The organism is Paenibacillus sp. FSL R5-0341 (assembly GCF_037975235.1).
GTDB lineage: Bacteria > Bacillota > Bacilli > Paenibacillales > Paenibacillaceae > Paenibacillus > Paenibacillus amylolyticus_A.
On sequence record NZ_CP150241.1, the window covers coordinates 3938437 to 3959623 of the forward strand.

A 21187-nucleotide genomic window follows, 5' to 3' on the forward strand; every position below is an offset into this window, starting at 1 on the left:
CCCATCCGCCCCTCTCCTGAAACTACGACACATACAGCATGAAAATACGCAACATTTACCAATTCATCTCTCTAAAATTATATGAAACTCCGTTCCTCAGCACAAGAATTGCAGGTAGATTGTTGAAAATGTCTCTAATACGACATACCCAAGTGTGTGCCTCATCACACCCGTCTCCTCCTCAATAACGTAATCTATAACTAAATAACTACTGAAATGAAAGATTACCTACTTTTCAGATTGTGAAAAACATCACTTGAGTAAAGGTTGTGTCCCTATGTTTTCCTTAATGAATGTATATAAATGGTCACTTGTATTCGCCATATTTTCAGCAACTCTCTCTCACTGTAGTACAACTGATACGGTTAAACCAGTTCACCACAATGAAGTATCCCCCTCCTCTGCAGTCAGTCAACCTCCGGTGGACCCGATCATTCGTAGAGAAGGGACTACGGTATATATTGAAATGACGGCTCAGGTTACGAATATTGAAATTTCCGAAGGCGTAATCTACAACGCTTGGACATTTAATGGTACCGTCCCCGGACCGGTACTTCGTGTGACGGAGGGAGATACCTTAGTGTTCACGTTAAAAAATAAAGATTCCAGTTTGCCTCACTCCATGGATTTTCATGCTGTACATGCTGCTCCCAGCAGCAAATTTATTGATGTTATGCCAGGCGAGGAAGGCACGTTCACCTATCCCACCTCCTCACCCGGTGTATTCATGTATCACTGCGGAACCAAACCGGTTCTTGCCCATATCGCTAACGGTATGTACGGCATGATTATTGTTGAACCCAAAGCAGGATACCCTTCCGACCACTTGGTTGATCGTGAGTATACCCTTGTTCAGAGTGAATGGTATAAAGAGCATGATTACGAAACTTTTTTGAACGGGGAACCGGATTATGTCGTATTTAACGGCAATGATTATGGATTAGTAAAACATCCCCTGACAGCCAAAGTAGGAGATACGGTTCGGATTTATGTCAGTAATGCCGGGCCCAATGAAGTCTCATCCTTCCACGTTGTGGGTACCCTTATGGACCGTGTGTATATCGACGGGAATCCACGCAACATCCAGTATGGAATACAGACGGTTATGCTTCCCGCAAGTGGTGGAGCTGTTGTAGAGTTCACCGTGACCGAAGAAGGCGATTATGCGATTGTAACCCATCAGTTCAACCATGTAGCCAAAGGCGCTGCCGCTGTTCTGCGTGTGACCAAGGATGGTACGGATCATGGTGGACCCGCCATGTCTCACTGAGACATGACAATAGGTAATGGATATACCCATCCTGAATAATTCGAGGTGATTGAACAATGATCTGTGCGCACGAAGCGAAGGAAGCCTGTTTCTCCAAAGTATCTCTGTTCCAGCATCTTGATCCATCCGAAGCTGCATTGCTGACCTCCCTTTTGCATACCCGCAAATATAACAAAGGCGAAGTTGTCGTCCAGGAGGGAGAACGCTCAGATACGCTTTACGTGGTTCATCAGGGGTGTGTGAAGTTATCCAAATACAATGAAAATGGCAAGGAACATATTATCCGGTTTCTGTTTCCCGGAGATTTCTTCGGACAAGATTCCCTGTTACACCAAAAACCACATGCCACGAACGCCGAAGTTCTGGAGCCTTCGGCCATCTGCTCGATCAGCAAGCATGACTTTGACCAGTTACTTGAACATGATCCGAAGCTTGCTTATCATTTCCTGCTTGCCATTTCCAATCTGCTCCGTGAAACAGATGAATGGAACAGCTCGCTCAGTGCGATGACAACGGAACAGAAGATTGCCAAGTTGCTTTTGTATTTTCATACCCGAAATCATGCAAAGCATGAGATCCGCTTGCCTGTTTTCAAAAAAGATATGGCTCTGCTACTCGGGATTACACCCGAAACCCTTAGTCGCAAACTCGCCATAATGCAAACTCAGGGACTGCTTCAGGTTACAGGGAACTGTATCCTTATTCTTCAACTGGAACAGTTAAGGGAAATGGTTCCGTCCTGACCTAAAGATTATTTGCACTAACAACACGAGGGCAGAATGACCTTCCCCTCACTGTTAACGTGTGAATGATTAGTTCAGCTTATATAGCTTTGGGACAAGAATTATATTTCACATTGGATGTGAGTATCGTCACAGTGCAGCCTAGCGTTACAGTATACAGTTAAGAAAAGATCTTCAGGAGGTTTATGCGATGAATACGGTTGTTAAATTGGACAAACAGATCATTATGCACAAAATGCAAGAGCTCTGTTCACTGCTGCTACAGGATGAAGGCTACAAAGAAATGCGAGACATGATTGATCAATTTGCTGCAGATGAGCAAGCTACGACTCAGTATGAGAAATTTATGGAGAAGCATCAGGCACTGGAAGAAAAAGAACGGCAGAATATTGAATTGCTTGCATCTGAAATTCAGGTGTATGAAGAGGAAGAACGCGCACTCTATGATCATCCCCTCATTCGCCGGTTCATCTATGCACAACGCGAGTTCAGCCAGCTACATCAGCAGATCAGCCACTATTTCACGAAATCCGTGGAATTGAACCGCCTGCCCGAATCCAATGAACTAGGTAAGGAAGCTTGCGGGTGCGGAGGCAGCTGTTCCGGTAGCCATTAATATCATCCTGCGTTTAAATAATAAAAAAGAGTATCCGATCAGAAAACACGCTGTTCGGATACTCTTTTTATATAAATTCAACTAATATTTACACAAAAACGGAGAGGACATTGATCGGAAGCTTATTCTGTCATCTACAGATCCAACAACAGCGATACGAGCAATCCCATGGATGCAATCAAACCCACAATTGGCCCACCCTCTTCAAAGGCTTCCGGCATCATGGTCGAGCAGATCATCGCAATAATCCCGCCACCTGCAAATGCACCAATGGCTGCACCCATCTCCTCTGGAAGCTGCTCAAGAAACAGATATCCACCCAACGCGGCAAGCGCGGAGATCAATAGTACACTCAGCCACATTAATATGATTTTGCCACGACTGTACTTGCCCTGTAGTCCAACCGTACTGGACAGACCTTCAGGAATGTTGCTGACAAAGATCGATACTAACAGCACCACACTGACACCGTTGCCAGCCAGCAAGCTGGCGCCAAGCATGATGGATTCCGGGATAGCATCCATTACCGTGCCTGCAAAGATCCCAAGGCCGCTTTGATTCGAGTCTCCTGACCTTCCCGAGCGTTTACGCCCTGCCCCTCCCTTTGCAGAAACGAGCAGGTCAAACAGCGTATACACGACGGCACCCGCCGTAAATCCGATGGCTGTAGGTATTATCCCTCCATCATTCAGCGCATCTCCGAGAAGTTCAAAGGTCGCTGCACCGATTAATGTCCCTGTCCCAAAAGCCATAATCCAGCCAATGACTCGTTTGGGAATCTTCAGAAACAAGGCTGCAAGTGCGCCTATGACAACCGCTGAGGCAGAGATGCCGCCCCACATGAATGCAGTCCACATCCGGGCCGACCCCTCTCAAGTTCAATTATGTTCTATCATTCCATTAACCTTGGCTGAGCAATCAAAACAATCCTGTGACGTTGTGATCTATATCACGTGTTATGTTCAAAATTCAAGCTATGATGAAATGATGCGGATTACAACAGAATAGACCAGAGCAGGAACTGCACGGCTCCAATGATTTCAATAATCCCGACCTTCATAGGGCGCAGTGTTCTGCCTGAATATATGAAGGTGCGTACGGCGGAATAGACATATGCCAAAGACATCCAAGGATATCCGATCACTATCGGTATGAGAATTAGAAGAATATGTACCAGACGAGTTAGCATCAGCCAACGCTTATTCGTTCGCTCTCGAAAGACCGATTTCACAAAGAACGTACTTCCTGTAAAATGTAAGAAAGAAAACAAAACTACGATTGCCATTCTATAGTCCCAGTGCCCACTTCCAATGAGATAAGCAGCCGCTCCCCCTAGAGAGAACATCAGCATGGCACACAGATCATTGGTAAGCGAGCGTTCTACTTTGTGTCTTACATGCCAGATGTTCACGAGCAACAGTCCGCCCAGAACTGGGCCAAAGAATAGTAGTGAGGTCTGACCAAGAACGGGTGGGATTAGACAGATTAGAGCCACTGTACCGTAGATTGCAGCCCACTTGTATAAGCGATGTCGATTGGCATTTCTTTTTAAAGACTGCAGTAACGGATACGCGGTTAGATATAGTCCAAGCCAGGCTACAAATAAGGGCAGATGTAACCACTGCGGCCCACTTGCAATCATACCTACCAGAAAAGGTACACTAACCATGGCCCAGCCGCCATGTTCATGAGGGATAACGATTGTATGCGTATTGGTTTTCACTTCACAGTTAACCTCCTAGAATTGAGTGATATCGTAATTCTGAAATATGAACACAGAGAGGAAAGATTCTCATGAGCAGGGTAAACAAAGATACAGCAGCGGAGTTTCTACAACAGTTCCCCATCTTCCAGGACCTTAGCCCCGAGGAATTAAAGCAGGTCGAAGATATCGCCATTTCCAGAAGCATTCACAAGAAAACGGTTATTTTCAGCGAAGGTAGCGAAAAAGAAGCTGTTTTTTTCATTCGTACCGGCATTGTAAAAGCCTATAAAACGGATGAGAATGGACATGAACAGATTGTCTCTTTCCTCAAAACAGGGGATATGTTCCCGCACACCGGCTTTTTTAACGCACACCCCTACCCGGCTACCGCTGAAGCGATTACCCCTACCGAATTACTGGCCATTCCTGTCAGAATATTCGAACGATTAATGCTCAGCACACCATCGATTGCGATCAAAATTATGCGTGTACTCGGAGACAAAATACGTGAACTACAGGACAAATTACAGGTGCTCTCTGGTCAGGATGTGCGCAATCGTGTGCTCTCCTTCCTTCTCATGCTCGCAGAGCAGCACGGGCAGACACATGGAGATCAAATTGTCATCAACCTGCCCATGACACATCAGGAGTTCGCCAATTCCATCGGAACTACAAGGGAAACAGCGAACCGGCTTCTAAACCAGCTTACGAAAGAGCATTTGCTCGAAGTGGATCGCAGCCGGATTATCATTCTTGATTTACAAGCATTGAAGCAACAGAGGGATGCTTAACCACCCAGCTCCACTGCTGGTTTCCCCCACGCCCCTTACACCAATCTCTGTGTGCAAAAAGAGACCTTAACGCCTGCAATCGATGTTAAGGTCTCTTGCTGTATGCACAATTACCGATACATGTATCAGGCTATTGTGAGCTCTGGCCTGCCCATATCACTGAACATGCCCGCATAATATTTGACTTCGCCGGCTTCATTACGGATCGCTGTAATACTCAGCCATTCCTGATAGACTTCTCCGTTTTTCTTCCGATTCCAGATCTCGCCCTGCCAATATCCTTTCTCACGTAATTCCAACCATAATTGGTCATAGAAACGTTTATCCTGCTTGCCGGATTTCAACAGACTTGGCTTCTGTCCAACCGCCTCTTCAGCGCTATAACCAGTGACTGCAGTAAAGGCCGGATTCACGGAAGTAATAACACTGTTCGTATCCGTGATCAGAATCGCTTCAATTGTATTCTCCAGAATGCTGGCAGATAACTGAAGCTTCTCTTGGTAGAACATCCAGATCACAAGTACCAGGCTAACCAGCGCAATCTGTGACAACGCCATGAAACCAATGGCATAATGCCCCGTCATGCTATACAACAAAGTCAACATCAACGGAGGGAAGAATCCGCCCAGACCACCCATAGCCGAGATCATTCCATTCGCTACGCCTGGTTGTTTAACGAAATACATTGGCACTAATTTGAAAATAGTCCCGTTACCTGTCCCTGCGCATAAGGCCACAGTCAGGCACCCAATGGTGTAGATATAGAATGACGGTGCGAAGGATAATACAATCGCTGCAATCGTTAATCCGCCGAAGACAAACATTAATATTTTGAACGGATTAAATCGATCTCCAAGCCAGCCTCCAACAGGTCGCATGATGGTAGCAACGAGAATGAACCCCGCTGTACGAATACCTGCATCGACTTTGTCCATCTGGAAGTGACTGACTAAGAAGTTTGGCAAATATACCGTAAACGCCACGAACGAGCCAAATGTCAGAAAATAAAACAAGCAGAGCAACCATAGTTTATTGTTGCGTGATATGGCCTTCAGTTGCTGCATAAGCGGAACATTAACACGTGTTTCCTTTTTGTCCCCCAGAACAAAATTCAGCGCTGCCATTCCTAGTAGCAGAATACTGTAGAGCAGAACTGTCGTAGACCATCCCATACGATCAGCAATCAGCGGGGCTCCGAATGCAGACAGTGCTGTACCCAGGTTACCAATTCCGTAGATCCCGTTAACAAAGCCATGTCGCTCTTTCGGATAATATTTGGGCAGTGAAGTTACACCGACGGAGAAGACAGCTCCCCCAATACCGAGGAACAGTCCACCAATCACCAGATCACTGAACGATGTTGCACGGCTAATCCACCATACAGGAGCCAGCAACAATACAAAGCTAATCATAAAAATATTGCGTGCTCCATATCGATTCGTCCAATAACCAATCGGAATCCGGGCAATCGATCCGATCAATACGGGAATTGCTGTCGCGCATGCAAGCTGAGAAGACGTAAGCGCAATATCCTCTTTAATAAATGGCATCAGAGATGATAGGATAACCCATACCATGAAACCAAGAACCAGACTTGCGGTTTGCAAGGGCAGTTGAACTTTTCCTTTATGTTGCATTTACATCGCCCTTTCCTTTTTTTGTTCCTGATTCGGATACACAGCTCCATCTCTTCTGCGATACAACACATAACTGCGTTTCAGATAACCCAGTGGCATACTTAGCATGTGAACCAGACGAGTAAATGGAAACACGCAGTACAGTACAAAGGTAAGCAGAATGTGTACTTTGAAGTTCAGCGGTACCGTCTGCATCAGAACTGGATCAGGCTGGAATACGATCAGACCGCGCAACCAAGGATTAATTGTTGTTCGATAGTCAAACCCCGTGTGATTCACCGCATTGGCCGATGTCGCCAGTATTCCAGTGACAATGACAATGATTAACATGGCAAGGGCCAGCCAGTCCCCGATACTGCTTGTGGCCCGTACTCTCCGAGCAACATAACGGCGAACCAACAAAATGACTGCACCTGCAAATGCAATGATCCCCGCAGGCAGTCCTCCTGCAACAGCCATCAAGTGATACCCTTCATCACTCAGGCCGATCCAGCGATAGAACTCCACTGGAACAAGCAGACCGGCAATATGTCCACAGATTACGGCGAATATTCCGATATGAAAGAGTAAGCTACCCCATTTCAACATGCGTTTCTCCAACATCTCACTGGACTTGGACGTCCAACTGAAGGGATTCGTCACATATCTCCAGATCGTCGCCGTAATACAGAAAACAATGACCATATAGGGAAGAGCGCCCCATAACAACAGTTCCAGTGTACTCACCGATTCCCCCTCCTCATCTGAGCCGCGATCTGCATGAGATCTTCTGGTTGTTGGTTAACTGCTTCTTCTTGTTTGGGTACATCAGGAGCCGGGGGCTCTGGAATGACCTGTAACATGAGACTGAGCAATGGTCCATATGGGCTGTTCTGTCCCGTAATGCTTTCGGTCATCGTGACCAGAGCCTTATGGCAACTGGAGAGCACCCCCAAGGCATCTTCCTCGGGAGCCTCAGCTACAAATTCAAGCACCATAGGCAGATAATCCGGCAACTCACTTACTTCCATATAAAATCCTGCAGCTTCATATCTACGCTTCAATTCAATTAAAGCAGGGCCCCGATCCCGCTCATCGCCATGAAGAGCATACGTGAGATAGAGGTTACACTTTTTATCAAAATCGAATGTACGAACATAGGCATCCTGCCACTCAATCGAGCTTACAGCCTGTGCTTCATCTACAAATGTCAACAGGATCTGGTTGATCGTCTCATCCGAAATGGACTGTATAGCTTCCTTCACTCCCTGCAGCCCTTCTCTCCACGCTGTATCGGGATATTGCAACAGATAGGAGATCAGTTTACAGACCATTCTTCTCGTATTCGTATCGTAAACCAGAGCCTGACTTGTACTTTCATTGGGTTCGATCGTCATCGTTGTCCTTGTCTCCTCTCCCATCAGAATACTCCGCAAGAACCTGGACCCCCTGCAAAATCAAGTCCGCAGCTGCCCTGTTCGCTGAAGAGGTCTTCCACTTCCTCACGGTGAGCTGGCGGGATGACAAAACGGTCATTGTATTTCGCAATAGCGAGCAGTCGGTACATGTCCTCCACTTCCTGAGCATCCATGCCTACTCTATCCAGTAATTCCGATTCACTGGTCTTACCCGTCTGCTGGTTACGCATGTGAATGCGCATAACTGCCATTTTCCGCAGTACTTCACGGATTCGATCCGTATCTCCTGCCGTAAGCAGATTGGCCAAATATTCCACGGGAATACGCATGTTATCAATCGCCGGGAAAATATCATTGGCCTCCAGCGAACTTCCCTGTCCCTCTACCCGATTGGTAATCGGGCTAAGCGGTGGAATGTACCATACCATTGGCATGGTGCGGTATTCTGGGTGAAGCGGGAGCGCAATTTTCCAGTCGATGACCATTTTATAAATTGGGGACTGCTGCGCTGCAATAATCCAATCCTCTGGAATTCCGGCCTCGCGCGCTTCGCGAATCACCTCAGGGTCATTCGGATCAAGGAAAATATCCATCTGGGATTCATAGAGATCCTGGTCATTTTCAACCGAAGCAGCGGCTTCAACACGGTCTGCATCATACAGCATCAGGCCGATATAACGGATACGTCCCACACAAGTTTCGGAACATATCGTTGGCAGGCCCGCTTCAATCCGCGGGAAACAAAGGGTACATTTCTCCGCTTTGTTCGTCTGCCAGTTGAAATAGACTTTTTTGTATGGGCAGCTCGATACACAGAATCTCCATGCGCGGCATGCATTTTGGTCAACCAGGACAATCCCGTCTTCTTCCCGTTTGTACATTGCTCCGGAAGGACAGGAGGATACACAGGCCGGGTTAAGGCAGTGTTCACAGATCCGTGGCAGGTACATCATAAATACCTGTTCAAAATCCATTTTGATTGAGTCCTCGACACCCTTCATATTGGGATCTTCCATCCCCGTTACATGGGCACCTGCCAGATCGTCTTCCCAGTTCGGACCCCACTCCAGATTCATATATTCACCAGTAATCTGGGATTTCGGTCTTGCTACAGGCTGATGTTTTTTCTCCGGACTGTTCGTCAGTTTCTCATACTCGTATGTCCATGGCTCGTAATAATCATCAATGGTAGGCTGATCCGGATTATGGAAAATGTTAAGCAAGCGTCTTGTCCGTGTGCCGGACTTCAATTCCAGTTTGCCATTCTTCATCTCCCAGCCACCGCGATAACGCTCCTGGTCCTCCCATTGTTTTGGATAACCGACCCCTGGCTTGGTCTCTACATTGTTCCAGTACATATATTCTGCACCTGGACGATTGGTCCAGGTGTTTTTGCACGTTACGCTGCATGTATGGCACCCGATACATTTGTCCAGATTCATGACCATACTGACTTGTGCTTTAATCTTCAAGCCAATCCACCTCCTGCAGTTTTCTTATGATGACGTTGAGGTCACGCTGGTTGCCTGTCGGGCCATAGTAGTTGAAGCCATAACTTAACTGGGCATAACCACCGATCATATGTGTTGGCTTCACATGAATACGTGTCGGACTGTTATGCGTACCCCCACGTGTCTGTGATATTTTGGTACCCGGAACGTTAATGTGACGGTCCTGGGCATGATACATGAATGCCATACCGCGAGGAATACGATGTGTCACTACGGCTCTGGCAACGACTACCCCGTTACGGTTGAAGCATTCGATCCAGTCGTTGTCGACCAGTCCGGCTTCTTCTGCATCTTCGTAGTTCATCCAGATTGTCGGGCCACCTCGGAACAACGTCAGCATCGGCAGCGCATCATAGTACATACTGTGAATCGACCACTTGTTATGCGGTGTCAGGTAATTCAGGACAATTTCCTTGCCACCTTCAATCGGACGTTTGCTTTTCGGATGGAACGGCGTATGCTTCAACACAGGTTTAAATGTCGCTAATGTTTCTCCGAATTCGCGTAGCATCGCATGATCAATGTAGAACTGCTGTCTGCCCGTCAATGTACGCCATGGAATCAGGCGCTCCACATTGGTGGTGAATGGCGAATATCGGCGTCCGCCTTTTTCCGATCCGCTGAATGCAGGTGAAGTAATGACCGTTTTCGGTTTGGAAGTGATCTCGTCAAATGTAAAACATTCCTCAGACCGTTCCTCAGCCAAATCTTTCAGATGCAATGCCGTTTTCTGTTCCAGCGCTTCCCACGCACGTACGGCCATCTTGCCGTTCGTTGTACTGGACAAGGTCAGAATGGCCTCCGCAACATTGCGGTCGGTGCTCAAATCCGGACATCCTTGTCCAACGCCATCTTTACGGTTCACGCCCAGAATACCCTTGAGTTTTTCATACTCTTCACTGGCAGACCAGGATATGCCTTTGGTACCGATTGGTTTATCCTTCACCACAGGTCCTAGACTGATCATTTTGTTATATACGGCAGCATAATCACGTTCCACGACCTGAATATGCGGCATTGTTTTCCCCGGGATCGCTTCACATTCTCCCGCGCTCCAGTCTTTGATCTCTCCGTACGGTTGAGCAAGCTCATCCGGTGAATCATGCAAGAGCGGAGTAGCAATGATCTCCTTCTGCGGCCCATCGAATTGCTGTGCAGCCATCTCGGAGAATACACGTGCGATTTCCTTGAAGGTATCCCAGTCGGAACGGGATTCCCATTGCGTGGCTACCGCCGGGTTGAATGGATGAACGAACGGGTGCATATCCGTACTGCTCAGATCGCTTTTCTCATACCAGGTCGCTGCTGGCAGCACAATATCGGAATACATCGCTGTACCTGCCATACGGAAATCCATGTTAATCATCAGGTCAAGCTTACCTTCCGGTGCTTCATCCACCCACTCTACATGCTCTGGGCGCAGGCCATGATCGTCATCATTAAGCAATCCGTTCGTTGCACCGAGCAGATGTTTCAGGAAATACTCATGCCCTTTGCCGGAACTTGAGATCAGATTCGCTCTCCAGACAAATAGTACACGCGGGAAGTTCGCCGGATCATCCGGTTGCTCGATCGAGAACTTCAGATTTTTGTTCTGTAGCTCGGAAGCAACATAAGCGCCAATCTCTTCCTTCGTCGTTGCTCCGGCCTGTAGCGCATCCTGATGCAGATCAATCGAGTTACGATTGAATTGTGGATAGGATGGAAGCCAGCCCATACGCGCAGCCATCACATTATAATCAGCCACATGCTGGAACCGCGGTTCACCTTCAAGCGCTGAGGTCAACTCTCCGACTTGGGTCTCCTCGTATCTCCATTGATCTGTTGCAAAGTAGAAGAAGGAGGTTCCGTTTTGCAGACGTGCAGGTCCGGTCCAGTCACGAGCAAAGGCAATCGTCTGCCAGCCTTCAGCCGGACGCAATTTTTCTTGACCGACATAATGGGCCCAGCCTCCACCATTCACACCCTGACAACCTGTCATCAGAATTAAGTTAATAATGGCGCGATAGATGACGTCGGAGTTGTACCAGTGATTAATACCAGCTCCCATGATGATCATGGAACGACCTTGGGTATCGATCGCATTCTGTGCGAACTCACGTGCAATCTGTACGACAGTCTCTTGGTCCACACCAGTGATTTTCTCTTGCCACTCTGGAGTGAATGGTTTTACCTGTGGTGCATGCAAGATGTCATCTCCATGGTTAACACGTACACTCAACTGTTCCACACCAGTGACTACTTCTGCTGAATCCGCAGAACGCGTCATTTCACGTTCAATTCCGTATTTGGCAAGTACCAGATCGTATACGGCTGTTACTGTAATCCATTTGTCTCCTAACCATATCTGACGTACAGGAATCTGCCGCTCCATGACATGTTTTCCCTCATCATCAAAGTACGGCAGTTGAATCGTTACAAGATCATGATGGACGCCAAGCATGGATAGTCTTGGATCAATCGGCTCACCGTTCTCTACCTGTTCCATTTTGAGATTCCATGTGCCTTCTTCACCCCAACGGAAACCCAAACTTCCTTTTGGCATCGCATAGGTTCCACTGTTTTCATCGTAAACGAGCGTTTTCCAAGCCATGTTATTACCTGTAATGCCCAGATCTTCCCCAACGAGAAATCTGCCTGCTGTGTGTACGCCGTCCTTTTCTTCCACAATCAGCAGATTTGGAAAGTCCGTATACTGTTTGGCATATTGCATGAAATAGTCCGTAGGTTTTTCAATATAAAACTCTTTTAGAATGACATGGCCCATCGCCATCGCCAGAGCGCCGTCCGTTCCTTGTTTTACCGACATCCATGTATCTGCGAATTTCACGTACTCCGCATAATCCGGGCTGATGGACACCACTTTCGTTCCCCGATAACGTGCTTCAGCCAGGAAGTGGGCATCCGGTGTCCGCGTCATTGGCAGATTGGAACCCCATACCAGAATGTATCCCGAATTGTACCAGTCACTGCTCTCCGGCACATCCGTTTGATCGCCCCAGATCTGAGGTGAAGCCGGGGGGAGATCGGCATACCAGTCGTAAAAACTAAGCAATGGTGATCCCATCAGAGATAAAAAGCGTGATCCTGCTGCATAACTGACCATCGACATGGCAGGTATCGGAGAGAAACCAATAATCCGGTCCGGCCCGTATTCTTTGATCGTATGAATCAGCGAAGCGGCGATAATCTGTGTCACTTCACCCCATGACGCGCGAATTAATCCACCTTTACCACGGACCGATTTGTATCTTTTCACTTTGGCTGGATCATCCGCAATGCTGGACCATGCTTGAACCGGGTCACCATGCGTCTGAAGCGCATCACGCCACATGTCCAGCAATGCACCACGTACGTAAGGATGTTTGACACGCAGCGGGCTGTACAGATACCATGAAAAGCTTGCTCCGCGCGGACATCCACGGGGTTCAAATTCCGGCATATCCGGTCCCGTTGAAGGATAGTCAGTAGCCTGCGTTTCCCAAGTGACAATGCCGTCTTTCACATAGATCTGCCAGCTGCATGATCCCGTACAATTGACTCCGTGTGTGGAACGCACCACTTTGTCATGCTGCCAACGGCGGCGGTAGACATCTTCCCAATCCCGGTTGACCGGGGACATTTCACTCCAGCCCTCCGCACTTTTTTCACGTTTAGCAAAATACTTGAGTTTGCCCATCCAGGGCATGCTTTTGTTACTCATTGTTGTCCTCCCACATATATGACCTGTTGATGTAAGTCGAATCCTGAACTGCTGTTGCTAACCTCCGATTTGCGACATATGTCGCAGCGTTGGCGTGCCGTCGATCTGTTGCCCGTTTAAGGCTTTTAACATGTCATGTGTTTCGGGTTTGGCTCCGAGCGCCTTGTAGAATAAATCCTGCACTGCCTTGTCATCACCTACGAGTGGACGAACATTGAACTCATCCGACCAGTAGAGACAAGGTTTGATATTACCGTCTGCCGTCAGCCTAAGCCGATTGCAATTCCCGCAGAAATGGCTGCTCACCGGGTGAATCAGACCAAAGGTTCCGGCAGCTCCCACAATGCGATAACTGTCTGCAGGACCATTCCCATAAATTTCTCCACAGCTTTCGTAATCCCATCGTGCTCCACATGTTTCCAGCACATGTTCGAGAGGCATATACCCTGATCTCCAACCATCTCCACTTTCACCAATAGGCATGTACTCAATAAAACGAATATGAAGGGGTTCATCCCGGGTCATCCGCAGAAAATCTTCCACCTCATCGTCGTTCACGCCTTTCATCAGCACCACGTTCAGCTTGATCGGATGAAATCCGACCTTTTGGCTGGCCTTAATGCCTTCCAGCACACGCTGTACCTTGCCGCCACGAGTAATGGTTGCGAATCGTTCTGGCTTCAAAGAATCCAGGCTTATGTTCACCCTGGTTAGTCCCGCAGCCTTCAGCAGATCCGCATAAGCTGCTAAATAGATGCCATTGGTTGTTAATGCGATGTCCTCAATTCCCGGAATAGCGGATAACATTGCGATCAGTTGATCCAGCCCCTTGCGAACAAGAGGCTCCCCTCCGGTCAAACGCAATTTCCGAATGCCCAGTGGAGCAAGCGCCTTAACGATGGACGTGATTTCTTCATAGGACAGGATGCGTTCTGTCGGTTCAAACTGCATTCCTTCCTCAGGCATGCAATACACACAGCGGAGATTACAACGATCCGTAACCGAAATTCTCAAATAATCATGTACTCTTCCAAACGGGTCCATTAATTTTGATTCCATACACGTACCTCCCTTCTCTAGGGTGCTGTCTTAACATCGGCTGAAGGAGGGAACTTTCTTCCTCTCATCGCTTGTCATCTTGACGCTAAATATAAGGATCTCTCGCTCTGCGAACTGTGCAAAATATCACAAGAAGTGAAACATAGCGCACAGTTGCACATTTATATATGCTCCGCAACGCCTTTCCAAACAGGATTCTAGTCTAAATAAGGCAAAATTATGGCAAAAGAAAATGTGTGAGCAGGCTCACACATCTCCCTCTTCACGTTTTCTATAATCAAATTGCAACACACACTATCCCTATTTGGAGGAATGACTCATGAACACATACGCAGCAACCATTAATGCCACGGAGTATCCACCGCATTTGAAACATAAAGTTATTTTCGAAACGTTTGATCAGTTGCAACCACAGGAATCCATGCTGCTCATTAACGATCACGATCCAAAGCCACTTCGATTCCAGTTCCAGTCCACACATCCCGATGGCTTCAACTGGGAGTATATTGAGCAGGGCCCTACAACCTTCCAAGTCAAAATCAGTAAATTATAGATTGGAGTTGAACCGCTATGGCGCACGTTGAAATCATTGACGATACTGCACTTCGCATCACGCTGCGGCTGGAAGACGCCACAACCATGGTTCAATTGGCACAGTGTGAGCAAGCGGAATATGCGCAAGAGATTATCACCATTTACGAAAAAATGTCTGTATTCGAATATACTCATTTCTGTTTTTATGCCTACGACAGTGCAAGACTTTTTGAGCGTGTGCTCGGCATGGACCCCAAAGCCTATCTGTCCTTCTCCCTCGATGCGCCGGAGTCATTCTTCTATGCGCTGTACGGTGGAATGGCCGCCCTCTATGAATCAGCGCTACAGTTGGTACAGCAGGCGGATGCTGCCAGTGCAGGATCGGATGTGAACGCACATGTCTCCATCTGATGTCCATATTGTTGAATTGGATGTGCGTCCTCATCTGAGTAAAAAGCTCGAGCCATTCCAACTGATCATGGACACGGTCAAAGGCCTTCAGCATGAAGATGTCTTTGTACTCCATGCTCCATTCAAACCCACGCCTCTGCTTGGTATTCTCAAGATGAAAGGATACTCAAGCACATCGGAACGAAAGGGTTCGGATCACTGGGTTACCACGTTTGTGCACAAAAAAAACAAAACCGGTGCAAAAGCCTTATCTGCAATGGTTTTATCTGGATCGGAAGCTGATTCTGAGCCCGGTTCAGACGTAGAATCAGCTTCATGCAAAGGACATCCGGAGGAACAAGCTGTTGCGATTGAAAACCTTGAACTTCTACAGGCGCCCACCGTTATACTGGACAATCGCGGATTGGAACCGCCACAACCCATGATGCGAACACTTGCCGCACTGGAGCGTTGCAAACCTGGGGAAGTCGTGCTGATCCACAATGACCGTGTGCCTGTCTTCTTGATAGAAGAGTTAAATAATCTCGGTTGCCCCTACACGGTTGAAGATCAAGCCGATGGTACGGCCAAAGTGAGAATTGAAAAAGGGTAAGGAGGCGAAAGCCATGTCCAGGTTGCCGTTTCTTTTTATCATCACGGGCATCTTTGGATTTGTAATGTATCACGCATTCTCCCTGCTCTCGCTGACAGGCTGGCTTGGTGATGAACTCAGAGGACCCGAAGGCTGGTTTCATGCCCATCTGTTTGTGCTCGGGTGGGCAACCATGCTAGCTATGGGTGCCATTTATCAGTTGATACATGTTATTTTGCAATCCAATATCTACAGTCTGATTCTCGGTTATTGTCATTATTTCTTATTCAGTATTGGAATCGCGGGCATGTTATACGGTTTCATTCGTGCAGATGTCATCTGGATTGCCGGTTCTGCTACACTCGCGCTCTCGGGCATTCTATTGTTCGGATGGAATATGGGCGCTACCCTTCTCCGTGCCTCACAGTGGAATCCGGTGACGATCAGTGCAGCTTGTTCCTGTCTTTATCTGGTTCTTACCGGGCTGTCCGGTATGCTGATGGGTCTGAATTTTGCCTTTGGTGATTGGAACGGTCTGCATGAACGCTTATTCGGCGCACATATCTGGATGGGAACACTCGGCTGGTTTGGCATGTTAATTACCGGCTTCAGTTACAAAATGCTGCCCATGTTCTACCTGTCCCACGATTATTCCATTCGACTGCAAAAAGTGGTCTTGGTTCTGTGGAATGCAGCTGTAGTTACAGGTGTTTTCGCATTTCTGACAGGTATTAAGGGAGGTTTGCTCTGGCTCGCGCTCTTACTTCTAACCGCCGCCCTTCTCTTCTATGTGTATCACTTGGAGCAAATTCAGGAGAAACGGCACAAAAGTAACCCAGGTCCGGGCATCCGCTGGTCTGTGTATGTAAGCCGTGCGTTTGCTGTATATGCTGTTGCCCTACTGATCTATTCTTCGCAAGGGACTGAACTGCTGCTCCATCCACGTGTTGTTCTGCTGTCTGGATGGGTATATCTCGGGGGCTGGCTGTCTCTCACCATACTTGGCTATGCCTCCAAAATTGTGCCTTTTCTATGGTGGACCCACAAATATGGCAAGCAGGCCGGCAGACCCGGAACACCGCTGATGGCAGGTATGTTGAGTGAACGTCATGTCAATTGGGGTATGCTCGCCATGGTCGCTGGAAGCCTTCTGCTTGTCAGTGGAATTCTGATTAATCTGGCTGAGGTCATGATGGTTGGAGGAACGATACTGTCTCTTGTCTCCATCGTTTATATAACAAATATTGCTTTGGTATTCAGACGTTAATATTAATAAGATAGACTGGAGAGTGAACACGATGGAACAAACCACGCATTTGCTGGAATGTCTGAAGGAAGTGTATGACCCTGAATTAGGTGTTAATATCGTTGACCTGGGTCTCGTATATGAAGTAAGGGAAGAACCTGAACGGGTACATGTACGGATGACGCTGACTACACCAGGTTGTCCGTTGCATGATACAATTGTCGGTGCGGTGAAATGGGTTTTGCAGGAAAATACAAATAAGACCGATATTGATGTTCAAGTCGTGTGGGAGCCACAATGGTCTCCACAGCTGATGTCGAATGAAGCCAAGGAAATGCTGGGATACTTCTAGGCAGAATGACTACAGACCGAATGAATGAACAAATTGCTGGTGGAATACGACGAAGCGTACTTCAGATCTGATGTTCTCAGACTCAGGTATGCTTTTTGTTTTGCGATAGGAACATACATTTGATATGCACCCGGAGATGCTAGAAGGACGAATGTTGTAGAAGAGTATTCTTGAATAAAAAATAAATAAGGAAACCCCAGAATAGAGTTTCCCTTATATTAGTGCCGATCAGTGAATCATTCTATCGATTCCTTGATATTAGATGTTAGATGTCCTTAGCATAGGATGCTGCTGACACTTTGTTTAACACCACGAACAAACGAACCTCCTGATCTCCTGTATTATGGAATGCGAACTCTGCTTCACCGCCGCAATGGATCACATCCTCTTGTTTCACCACTTGTTCATTTCCATCCAGAATAAGTGTACCTGTGCCTTCGACTACCAGTAAAATAACGTCTGTGCCCGGATGTTTATGAACAGGAAGCTGCTGACCTGGCAGAAAATGAAGTACAAAGGTCACTCCGCCACCCTGTTGGAATAAAACCCTTTTCGTAAAACGGTCCTCACTGAATGCTTTGACTTCTTGCAATGACGTAATACACATCATAATCGTCCTCCTCGATAATATAATCTGTGAATGCATTCATCTTAACGCAAGAAAGCCCGCGTTTCCTTGATCTGAATCAAGAAAATGCGGGCAAGGAACAGATCATGATCGGTGCCCTATAATCATACGTTTCCTGGATGACTAAACCATCATTTTGCGCAGAGAAGATATATATCTGGAACGGATAACGAAGAAATAAAATGTCTGTGCAAGGAGAAACGCCCCAAATACAGTCAACACCGGAACCGTATAATTGGTGATACCGAATTCAGTCAGGAATGGCTTCACCACTACCAACGTTTCAATGATAGCTACCCCAATTGGTAAGAAGAACAGAATGGCAATCTGAACAGTGGATGATCGTTTCATCTCGTCGAAACTAAGACCCATTTTCGAAAGAGAATGCACCATTTTCCCATCTGCTTCAAGATCGGTATGCAGTCTGAAATACAGAAAGCTTGCGGAAGAGATGGAGAAGATTAATCCGATAAATATGCCAAGAAAGGTGAAGAGTGCTGTCCCCTGTCTATATCTCTCAAAATCTCCATATCGAGTGGTCAGAAACCCGGAGTAATTCTCATCCGAAGAAACATTATCGCTTCGAATGGTATCTGCGGACGACAGGAGCTGATCGCTAACCATGGCTTCCGAGGAGTGCCTGTCCGGTACAGCATGACCCCAGGCAGGAATCTGATACAGAACCTTGCCAGATAACCTGTTTCCTTGGATCTGTTGTGTGATCTCTTCAAACTTCTCATCCGGGAGGACAACCACAGCAGTTGAATAGATCAAGGTTGCAAACCGTGTCTCAACATCCGTAGCTGTAACTGTTGCTTGCATTGAGCCAGCTTCCAGATTCAGGGTCAAGGTGTCTCCTTCCGCATAATTGCGAAACCTGTTGCGATCAATCTGATCCTGATCCTTCTCATTACGCGAATCTACGAATAATGCTGAGCCTGAATCCAATTGGAATGTCTTTTTTCCTAGGATTGTATTGAATCGGTTGTAATGACTGAGCGGCATGACCGAGACAGCACTCTGATCCGCATCAGACCAGAAGTACTCAAGATACACTTGCTGATAATCCAAGCCTGCAGCTTCAAGTCTCGAATCAATAGTGCTCATATCCATTTGATCCGAAGGAGTGTACACATTGTATTTGACTGGAAAATCGTTATTGGTAAACTGCTCCCGGTTCTCCTGATCCAGTGACAAAATTACAACTGCACTCATTGAAGCAATCGCAATCACTACGGTCACCATGAAGAGCATGCGAGCATTATCCTTCATTTTGTAGCTCATCTCTGAGATCCACAACAGACGTGTACCATGCCATACCGTTTTACGATTACGCTTCAATAAACGGATGATGAGCACGGAAAGTTGTGAATAGAAAAAATACGTCCCGGCTATCCCTGTTACTGCTGCAAGCATGATTGTTCCGCCATTTAACCCGCTGCGGAGTACCACAAAACCGACTGTAAGTAATGCAAAACCCAAAAGTGAGAAGAACCATGAAGCTTTGGGCTCTTTTTTAGGTTTGTTGGTTCCCGTTAGAAGTTCTAACGTCCGTTTATTTCCGATAAAAACCAATGTAAAAAGTGAAATGCAGAAAAATAATAACAGAAAGGCCCCGATCGTAATCAGAATCGCTTTAATTGGAAAATAAAAAGGCAAATCATCCATCCCGATAAAACGAGTGGTTAACATCAGGAACAACTTGGACAACAACATGCCTCCGCCTATACCGGCAATAATGGACAAGCAGCCGATCAACATGTTTTCCAAAATGACCAATCTACGAATCTGTGCGGGCTCTGCACCGAGTATGGTCAGAATGCCAAACTCCTTGTTCCGTGATTTGAGAAAAGCACTGATGGAATACATAACAAAGAAAAATGCAAACACATACACGATAATCGAAGCCACCTGCATCCCCGTAGCAGTTGTGTCACCCATCGGCAACTCTTTCACATACGGATGATAGATGAACACCGCATAGGCGAAGAAAATCATGACCATAAACACACTACTTAGAAAAAAAGCAATATACGCTCGCCCATTTCGACGAATATTGTTAAACGCGAACTGAGGAAAGCTCATGTGAATTCCCTCCCCAGAAAGATAAGGTGTCGATAATCCGCTGGAAGAACGTCTGTCGATTATCTCCGCGGTGCACTTCGGCTGCCAGTTTTCCATCCTTGATGAACACGATTCGGTTGCAATAACTTGCAGCAAGGGGATCGTGTGTAACCAGCATAATGGTCGTTTTCTCCTGCTGGTTCATCTGTTCAAGCGACTCCATGACCGCCTGAGATGACGTAGAATCCAGGGCGCCGGTGGGTTCATCCGCCAATACAATCGAAGGCATATTAATCATGGATCTCGCAATGGCTGTCCGCTGTCGCTGTCCGCCCGAAATTTCGTAGACTCGTTTATCCAGAATGTGATCTATCCCGAGCTTGGTTGTAATGCGTTGTAGTCTACTCTCCATCTCCTTCAGTTTGACCTTGTCCAGTGTCAGTGGAAGTACAATATTCTCAGCAACCGTCAGCGTGTCCAACAGATTGAAATCCTGTAAGACAAATCCGAGTTCCCGACGCCGGAACATAGCAAGTTCTTTCTTTCTCATATCAAACGGGTTCATGCCATTAATCAGCACCTTGCCCGAGCTGGGTTCATCAATGGTCGAGACCATGTTTAACAACGTGGTTTTGCCGCTGCCCGACGGACCCATAATACCCACAAACTCACCTTGCTTGATTGTCAGATGAATATCACTAAGGGCTTGGGTTTGCACTTTGCCCTGATACACTTTATTGAGTGCCGATACCTGTAACATTTCCATGCGTAATTCCCTCCTGATCCATCATTCTGTATACGTTTATTTCTATTCTTATCCTAACTGACCTTCTGTAACGGTGCTATCGAATTACCTTAAACTTCTCTTACAACGCGTTTAAGGTTCTGTTCCCCTGCCTTCTCTATCACAGATCTGTGCATTAAAAAAAGCACCTCACCCATGGGCAAA

Annotated in this window: 20 protein-coding genes; 9 read left to right on the top strand and 11 right to left on the bottom strand. The window is 47.0% G+C overall.

Annotated features, from left to right (window positions below; genetic code table 11):
* Positions 1 to 289 precede the first annotated feature (289 nt).
* The 3 genes from MKX75_RS17635 to MKX75_RS17645 all read left to right on the top strand — a co-directional run bounded on the left by MKX75_RS17635 (position 290) and on the right by MKX75_RS17645 (position 2629).
* The gene (locus MKX75_RS17635; RefSeq protein WP_339166234.1) at positions 290 to 1270 is read left to right on the top strand and encodes a multicopper oxidase domain-containing protein; all 981 of its coding nucleotides are present in this window, start codon (positions 290 to 292) and stop codon (positions 1268 to 1270) included.
* Positions 1271 to 1326: 56 nt separating this feature from the next.
* Complete coding sequence (locus tag MKX75_RS17640) at positions 1327 to 2013, top strand: Crp/Fnr family transcriptional regulator (protein ID WP_339166235.1); 687 nt, start codon at positions 1327 to 1329, stop codon at positions 2011 to 2013.
* Positions 2014 to 2203: 190 nt separating this feature from the next.
* The gene (locus tag MKX75_RS17645) at positions 2204 to 2629 is read left to right on the top strand and encodes a YlbF family regulator (protein WP_062835088.1); all 426 of its coding nucleotides are present in this window, start codon (positions 2204 to 2206) and stop codon (positions 2627 to 2629) included.
* 134 nt (positions 2630 to 2763) lie between these two features.
* On the opposite strand, the gene MKX75_RS17650 is transcribed toward MKX75_RS17645, so the two are convergent.
* Together MKX75_RS17650 and MKX75_RS17655 are read right to left on the bottom strand one after the other, a co-directional pair.
* A complete protein-coding gene (locus MKX75_RS17650) occupies positions 2764 to 3486 on the bottom strand; it encodes a ZIP family metal transporter (RefSeq protein WP_339166237.1) in 723 nt (240 codons plus the stop codon).
* A 137-nt stretch (positions 3487 to 3623) separates the two neighbouring features.
* On the bottom strand, positions 3624 to 4352 hold the full coding sequence (locus tag MKX75_RS17655) for a YwiC-like family protein (protein WP_339166238.1): 729 nt from the start codon (positions 4350 to 4352) through the stop codon (positions 3624 to 3626).
* Positions 4353 to 4423: 71 nt separating this feature from the next.
* On the opposite strand from MKX75_RS17655, the gene MKX75_RS17660 reads away from it, so the two are divergent.
* Positions 4424 to 5125, top strand: a complete 702-nt coding sequence (locus tag MKX75_RS17660; protein ID WP_339166240.1) for a Crp/Fnr family transcriptional regulator — start codon at positions 4424 to 4426, stop codon at positions 5123 to 5125.
* Positions 5126 to 5250: 125 nt separating this feature from the next.
* On the opposite strand, the gene MKX75_RS17665 is transcribed toward MKX75_RS17660, so the two are convergent.
* The 6 genes from MKX75_RS17665 to moaA are packed head-to-tail and all read right to left on the bottom strand — an operon-like array spanning position 5251 to position 14432.
* Complete coding sequence (locus MKX75_RS17665; protein WP_339166241.1) at positions 5251 to 6762, bottom strand: MFS transporter; 1512 nt, start codon at positions 6760 to 6762, stop codon at positions 5251 to 5253.
* On the bottom strand, positions 6763 to 7488 hold the full coding sequence (gene narI / locus MKX75_RS17670; protein WP_076331466.1) for a respiratory nitrate reductase subunit gamma: 726 nt from the start codon (positions 7486 to 7488) through the stop codon (positions 6763 to 6765).
* A complete protein-coding gene (gene narJ, locus MKX75_RS17675) occupies positions 7485 to 8177 on the bottom strand; it encodes a nitrate reductase molybdenum cofactor assembly chaperone (RefSeq protein ID WP_339166243.1) in 693 nt (230 codons plus the stop codon). The genes narI and narJ overlap by 4 nt, the downstream gene beginning before the upstream one ends.
* Positions 8162 to 9631, bottom strand: coding sequence for a nitrate reductase subunit beta (gene narH / locus MKX75_RS17680; RefSeq protein ID WP_339166245.1), 1470 nt, complete (start codon positions 9629 to 9631; stop codon positions 8162 to 8164). Before narH ends, narJ begins: the two co-directional genes overlap by 16 nt.
* Positions 9621 to 13373 carry a nitrate reductase subunit alpha gene (locus MKX75_RS17685; RefSeq protein ID WP_339166247.1) on the bottom strand — a complete coding sequence of 1251 codons (3753 nt, stop codon included), beginning with the start codon at positions 13371 to 13373 and terminating at the stop codon, positions 9621 to 9623. Before MKX75_RS17685 ends, narH begins: the two co-directional genes overlap by 11 nt.
* 57 nt (positions 13374 to 13430) lie before the next feature.
* On the bottom strand, positions 13431 to 14432 hold the full coding sequence (gene moaA, locus MKX75_RS17690; protein ID WP_076331462.1) for a GTP 3',8-cyclase MoaA: 1002 nt from the start codon (positions 14430 to 14432) through the stop codon (positions 13431 to 13433).
* A 319-nt stretch (positions 14433 to 14751) separates the two neighbouring features.
* Between moaA and MKX75_RS17695 the strand changes: the two genes are divergently transcribed.
* The 5 genes from MKX75_RS17695 to MKX75_RS17715 are packed head-to-tail and all read left to right on the top strand — an operon-like array spanning position 14752 to position 17546.
* Entirely contained in the window at positions 14752 to 14985 is a 234-nt protein-coding gene (locus tag MKX75_RS17695) for a DUF2249 domain-containing protein (protein ID WP_036613358.1), read from the top strand.
* Positions 14986 to 15002: 17 nt separating this feature from the next.
* Positions 15003 to 15377: a hypothetical protein gene (locus tag MKX75_RS17700; protein WP_076331461.1), complete on the top strand. Its 375-nt coding sequence runs from the start codon at positions 15003 to 15005 to the stop codon at positions 15375 to 15377.
* Complete coding sequence (locus MKX75_RS17705; RefSeq protein WP_076331460.1) at positions 15364 to 15969, top strand: DUF2249 domain-containing protein; 606 nt, start codon at positions 15364 to 15366, stop codon at positions 15967 to 15969. The genes MKX75_RS17700 and MKX75_RS17705 overlap by 14 nt, the downstream gene beginning before the upstream one ends.
* A 13-nt stretch (positions 15970 to 15982) precedes the next feature.
* Positions 15983 to 17215: a hypothetical protein gene (locus tag MKX75_RS17710; protein ID WP_339166249.1), complete on the top strand. Its 1233-nt coding sequence runs from the start codon at positions 15983 to 15985 to the stop codon at positions 17213 to 17215.
* Positions 17216 to 17246: 31 nt separating this feature from the next.
* Complete coding sequence (locus MKX75_RS17715) at positions 17247 to 17546, top strand: metal-sulfur cluster assembly factor (protein ID WP_036613395.1); 300 nt, start codon at positions 17247 to 17249, stop codon at positions 17544 to 17546.
* A 265-nt stretch (positions 17547 to 17811) separates the two neighbouring features.
* Here MKX75_RS17715 and MKX75_RS17720 read toward each other — a convergent pair whose 3' ends face one another.
* The 3 genes from MKX75_RS17720 to MKX75_RS17730 form a co-directional block, all read right to left on the bottom strand.
* Positions 17812 to 18156, bottom strand: coding sequence for a cupin domain-containing protein (locus tag MKX75_RS17720; RefSeq protein WP_339166251.1), 345 nt, complete (start codon positions 18154 to 18156; stop codon positions 17812 to 17814).
* Between the two features lie 141 nt (positions 18157 to 18297).
* Entirely contained in the window at positions 18298 to 20259 is a 1962-nt protein-coding gene (locus tag MKX75_RS17725) for an ABC transporter permease (RefSeq protein ID WP_076331457.1), read from the bottom strand.
* A complete protein-coding gene (locus MKX75_RS17730) occupies positions 20234 to 21004 on the bottom strand; it encodes an ABC transporter ATP-binding protein (RefSeq protein WP_339166253.1) in 771 nt (256 codons plus the stop codon). Before MKX75_RS17730 ends, MKX75_RS17725 begins: the two co-directional genes overlap by 26 nt.
* Between the last annotated feature and the right edge of the window lie 183 nt (positions 21005 to 21187).

Coding starts and splice junctions, on each gene's coding strand:
- MKX75_RS17665 (WP_339166241.1), bottom strand. CDS start 6,762: ATGCAACATAAAGGAAAAGTTCAACTGCCCTTGCAAACCGCAAGTCTG.
- MKX75_RS17640 (WP_339166235.1), top strand. CDS start 1,327: ATGATCTGTGCGCACGAAGCGAAGGAAGCCTGTTTCTCCAAAGTATCT.
- MKX75_RS17720 (WP_339166251.1), bottom strand. CDS start 18,156: ATGATGTGTATTACGTCATTGCAAGAAGTCAAAGCATTCAGTGAGGAC.
- MKX75_RS17700 (WP_076331461.1), top strand. CDS start 15,003: ATGGCGCACGTTGAAATCATTGACGATACTGCACTTCGCATCACGCTG.
- MKX75_RS17725 (WP_076331457.1), bottom strand. CDS start 20,259: ATGAGCTTTCCTCAGTTCGCGTTTAACAATATTCGTCGAAATGGGCGA.
- MKX75_RS17705 (WP_076331460.1), top strand. CDS start 15,364: ATGTCTCCATCTGATGTCCATATTGTTGAATTGGATGTGCGTCCTCAT.
- MKX75_RS17635 (WP_339166234.1), top strand. CDS start 290: ATGAATGTATATAAATGGTCACTTGTATTCGCCATATTTTCAGCAACT.
- MKX75_RS17660 (WP_339166240.1), top strand. CDS start 4,424: ATGAGCAGGGTAAACAAAGATACAGCAGCGGAGTTTCTACAACAGTTC.
- MKX75_RS17650 (WP_339166237.1), bottom strand. CDS start 3,486: ATGTGGACTGCATTCATGTGGGGCGGCATCTCTGCCTCAGCGGTTGTC.
- MKX75_RS17695 (WP_036613358.1), top strand. CDS start 14,752: ATGAACACATACGCAGCAACCATTAATGCCACGGAGTATCCACCGCAT.
- MKX75_RS17685 (WP_339166247.1), bottom strand. CDS start 13,373: ATGAGTAACAAAAGCATGCCCTGGATGGGCAAACTCAAGTATTTTGCT.
- moaA (WP_076331462.1), bottom strand. CDS start 14,432: ATGGAATCAAAATTAATGGACCCGTTTGGAAGAGTACATGATTATTTG.
- MKX75_RS17730 (WP_339166253.1), bottom strand. CDS start 21,004: ATGGAAATGTTACAGGTATCGGCACTCAATAAAGTGTATCAGGGCAAA.
- MKX75_RS17715 (WP_036613395.1), top strand. CDS start 17,247: ATGGAACAAACCACGCATTTGCTGGAATGTCTGAAGGAAGTGTATGAC.
- MKX75_RS17645 (WP_062835088.1), top strand. CDS start 2,204: ATGAATACGGTTGTTAAATTGGACAAACAGATCATTATGCACAAAATG.
- MKX75_RS17710 (WP_339166249.1), top strand. CDS start 15,983: ATGTCCAGGTTGCCGTTTCTTTTTATCATCACGGGCATCTTTGGATTT.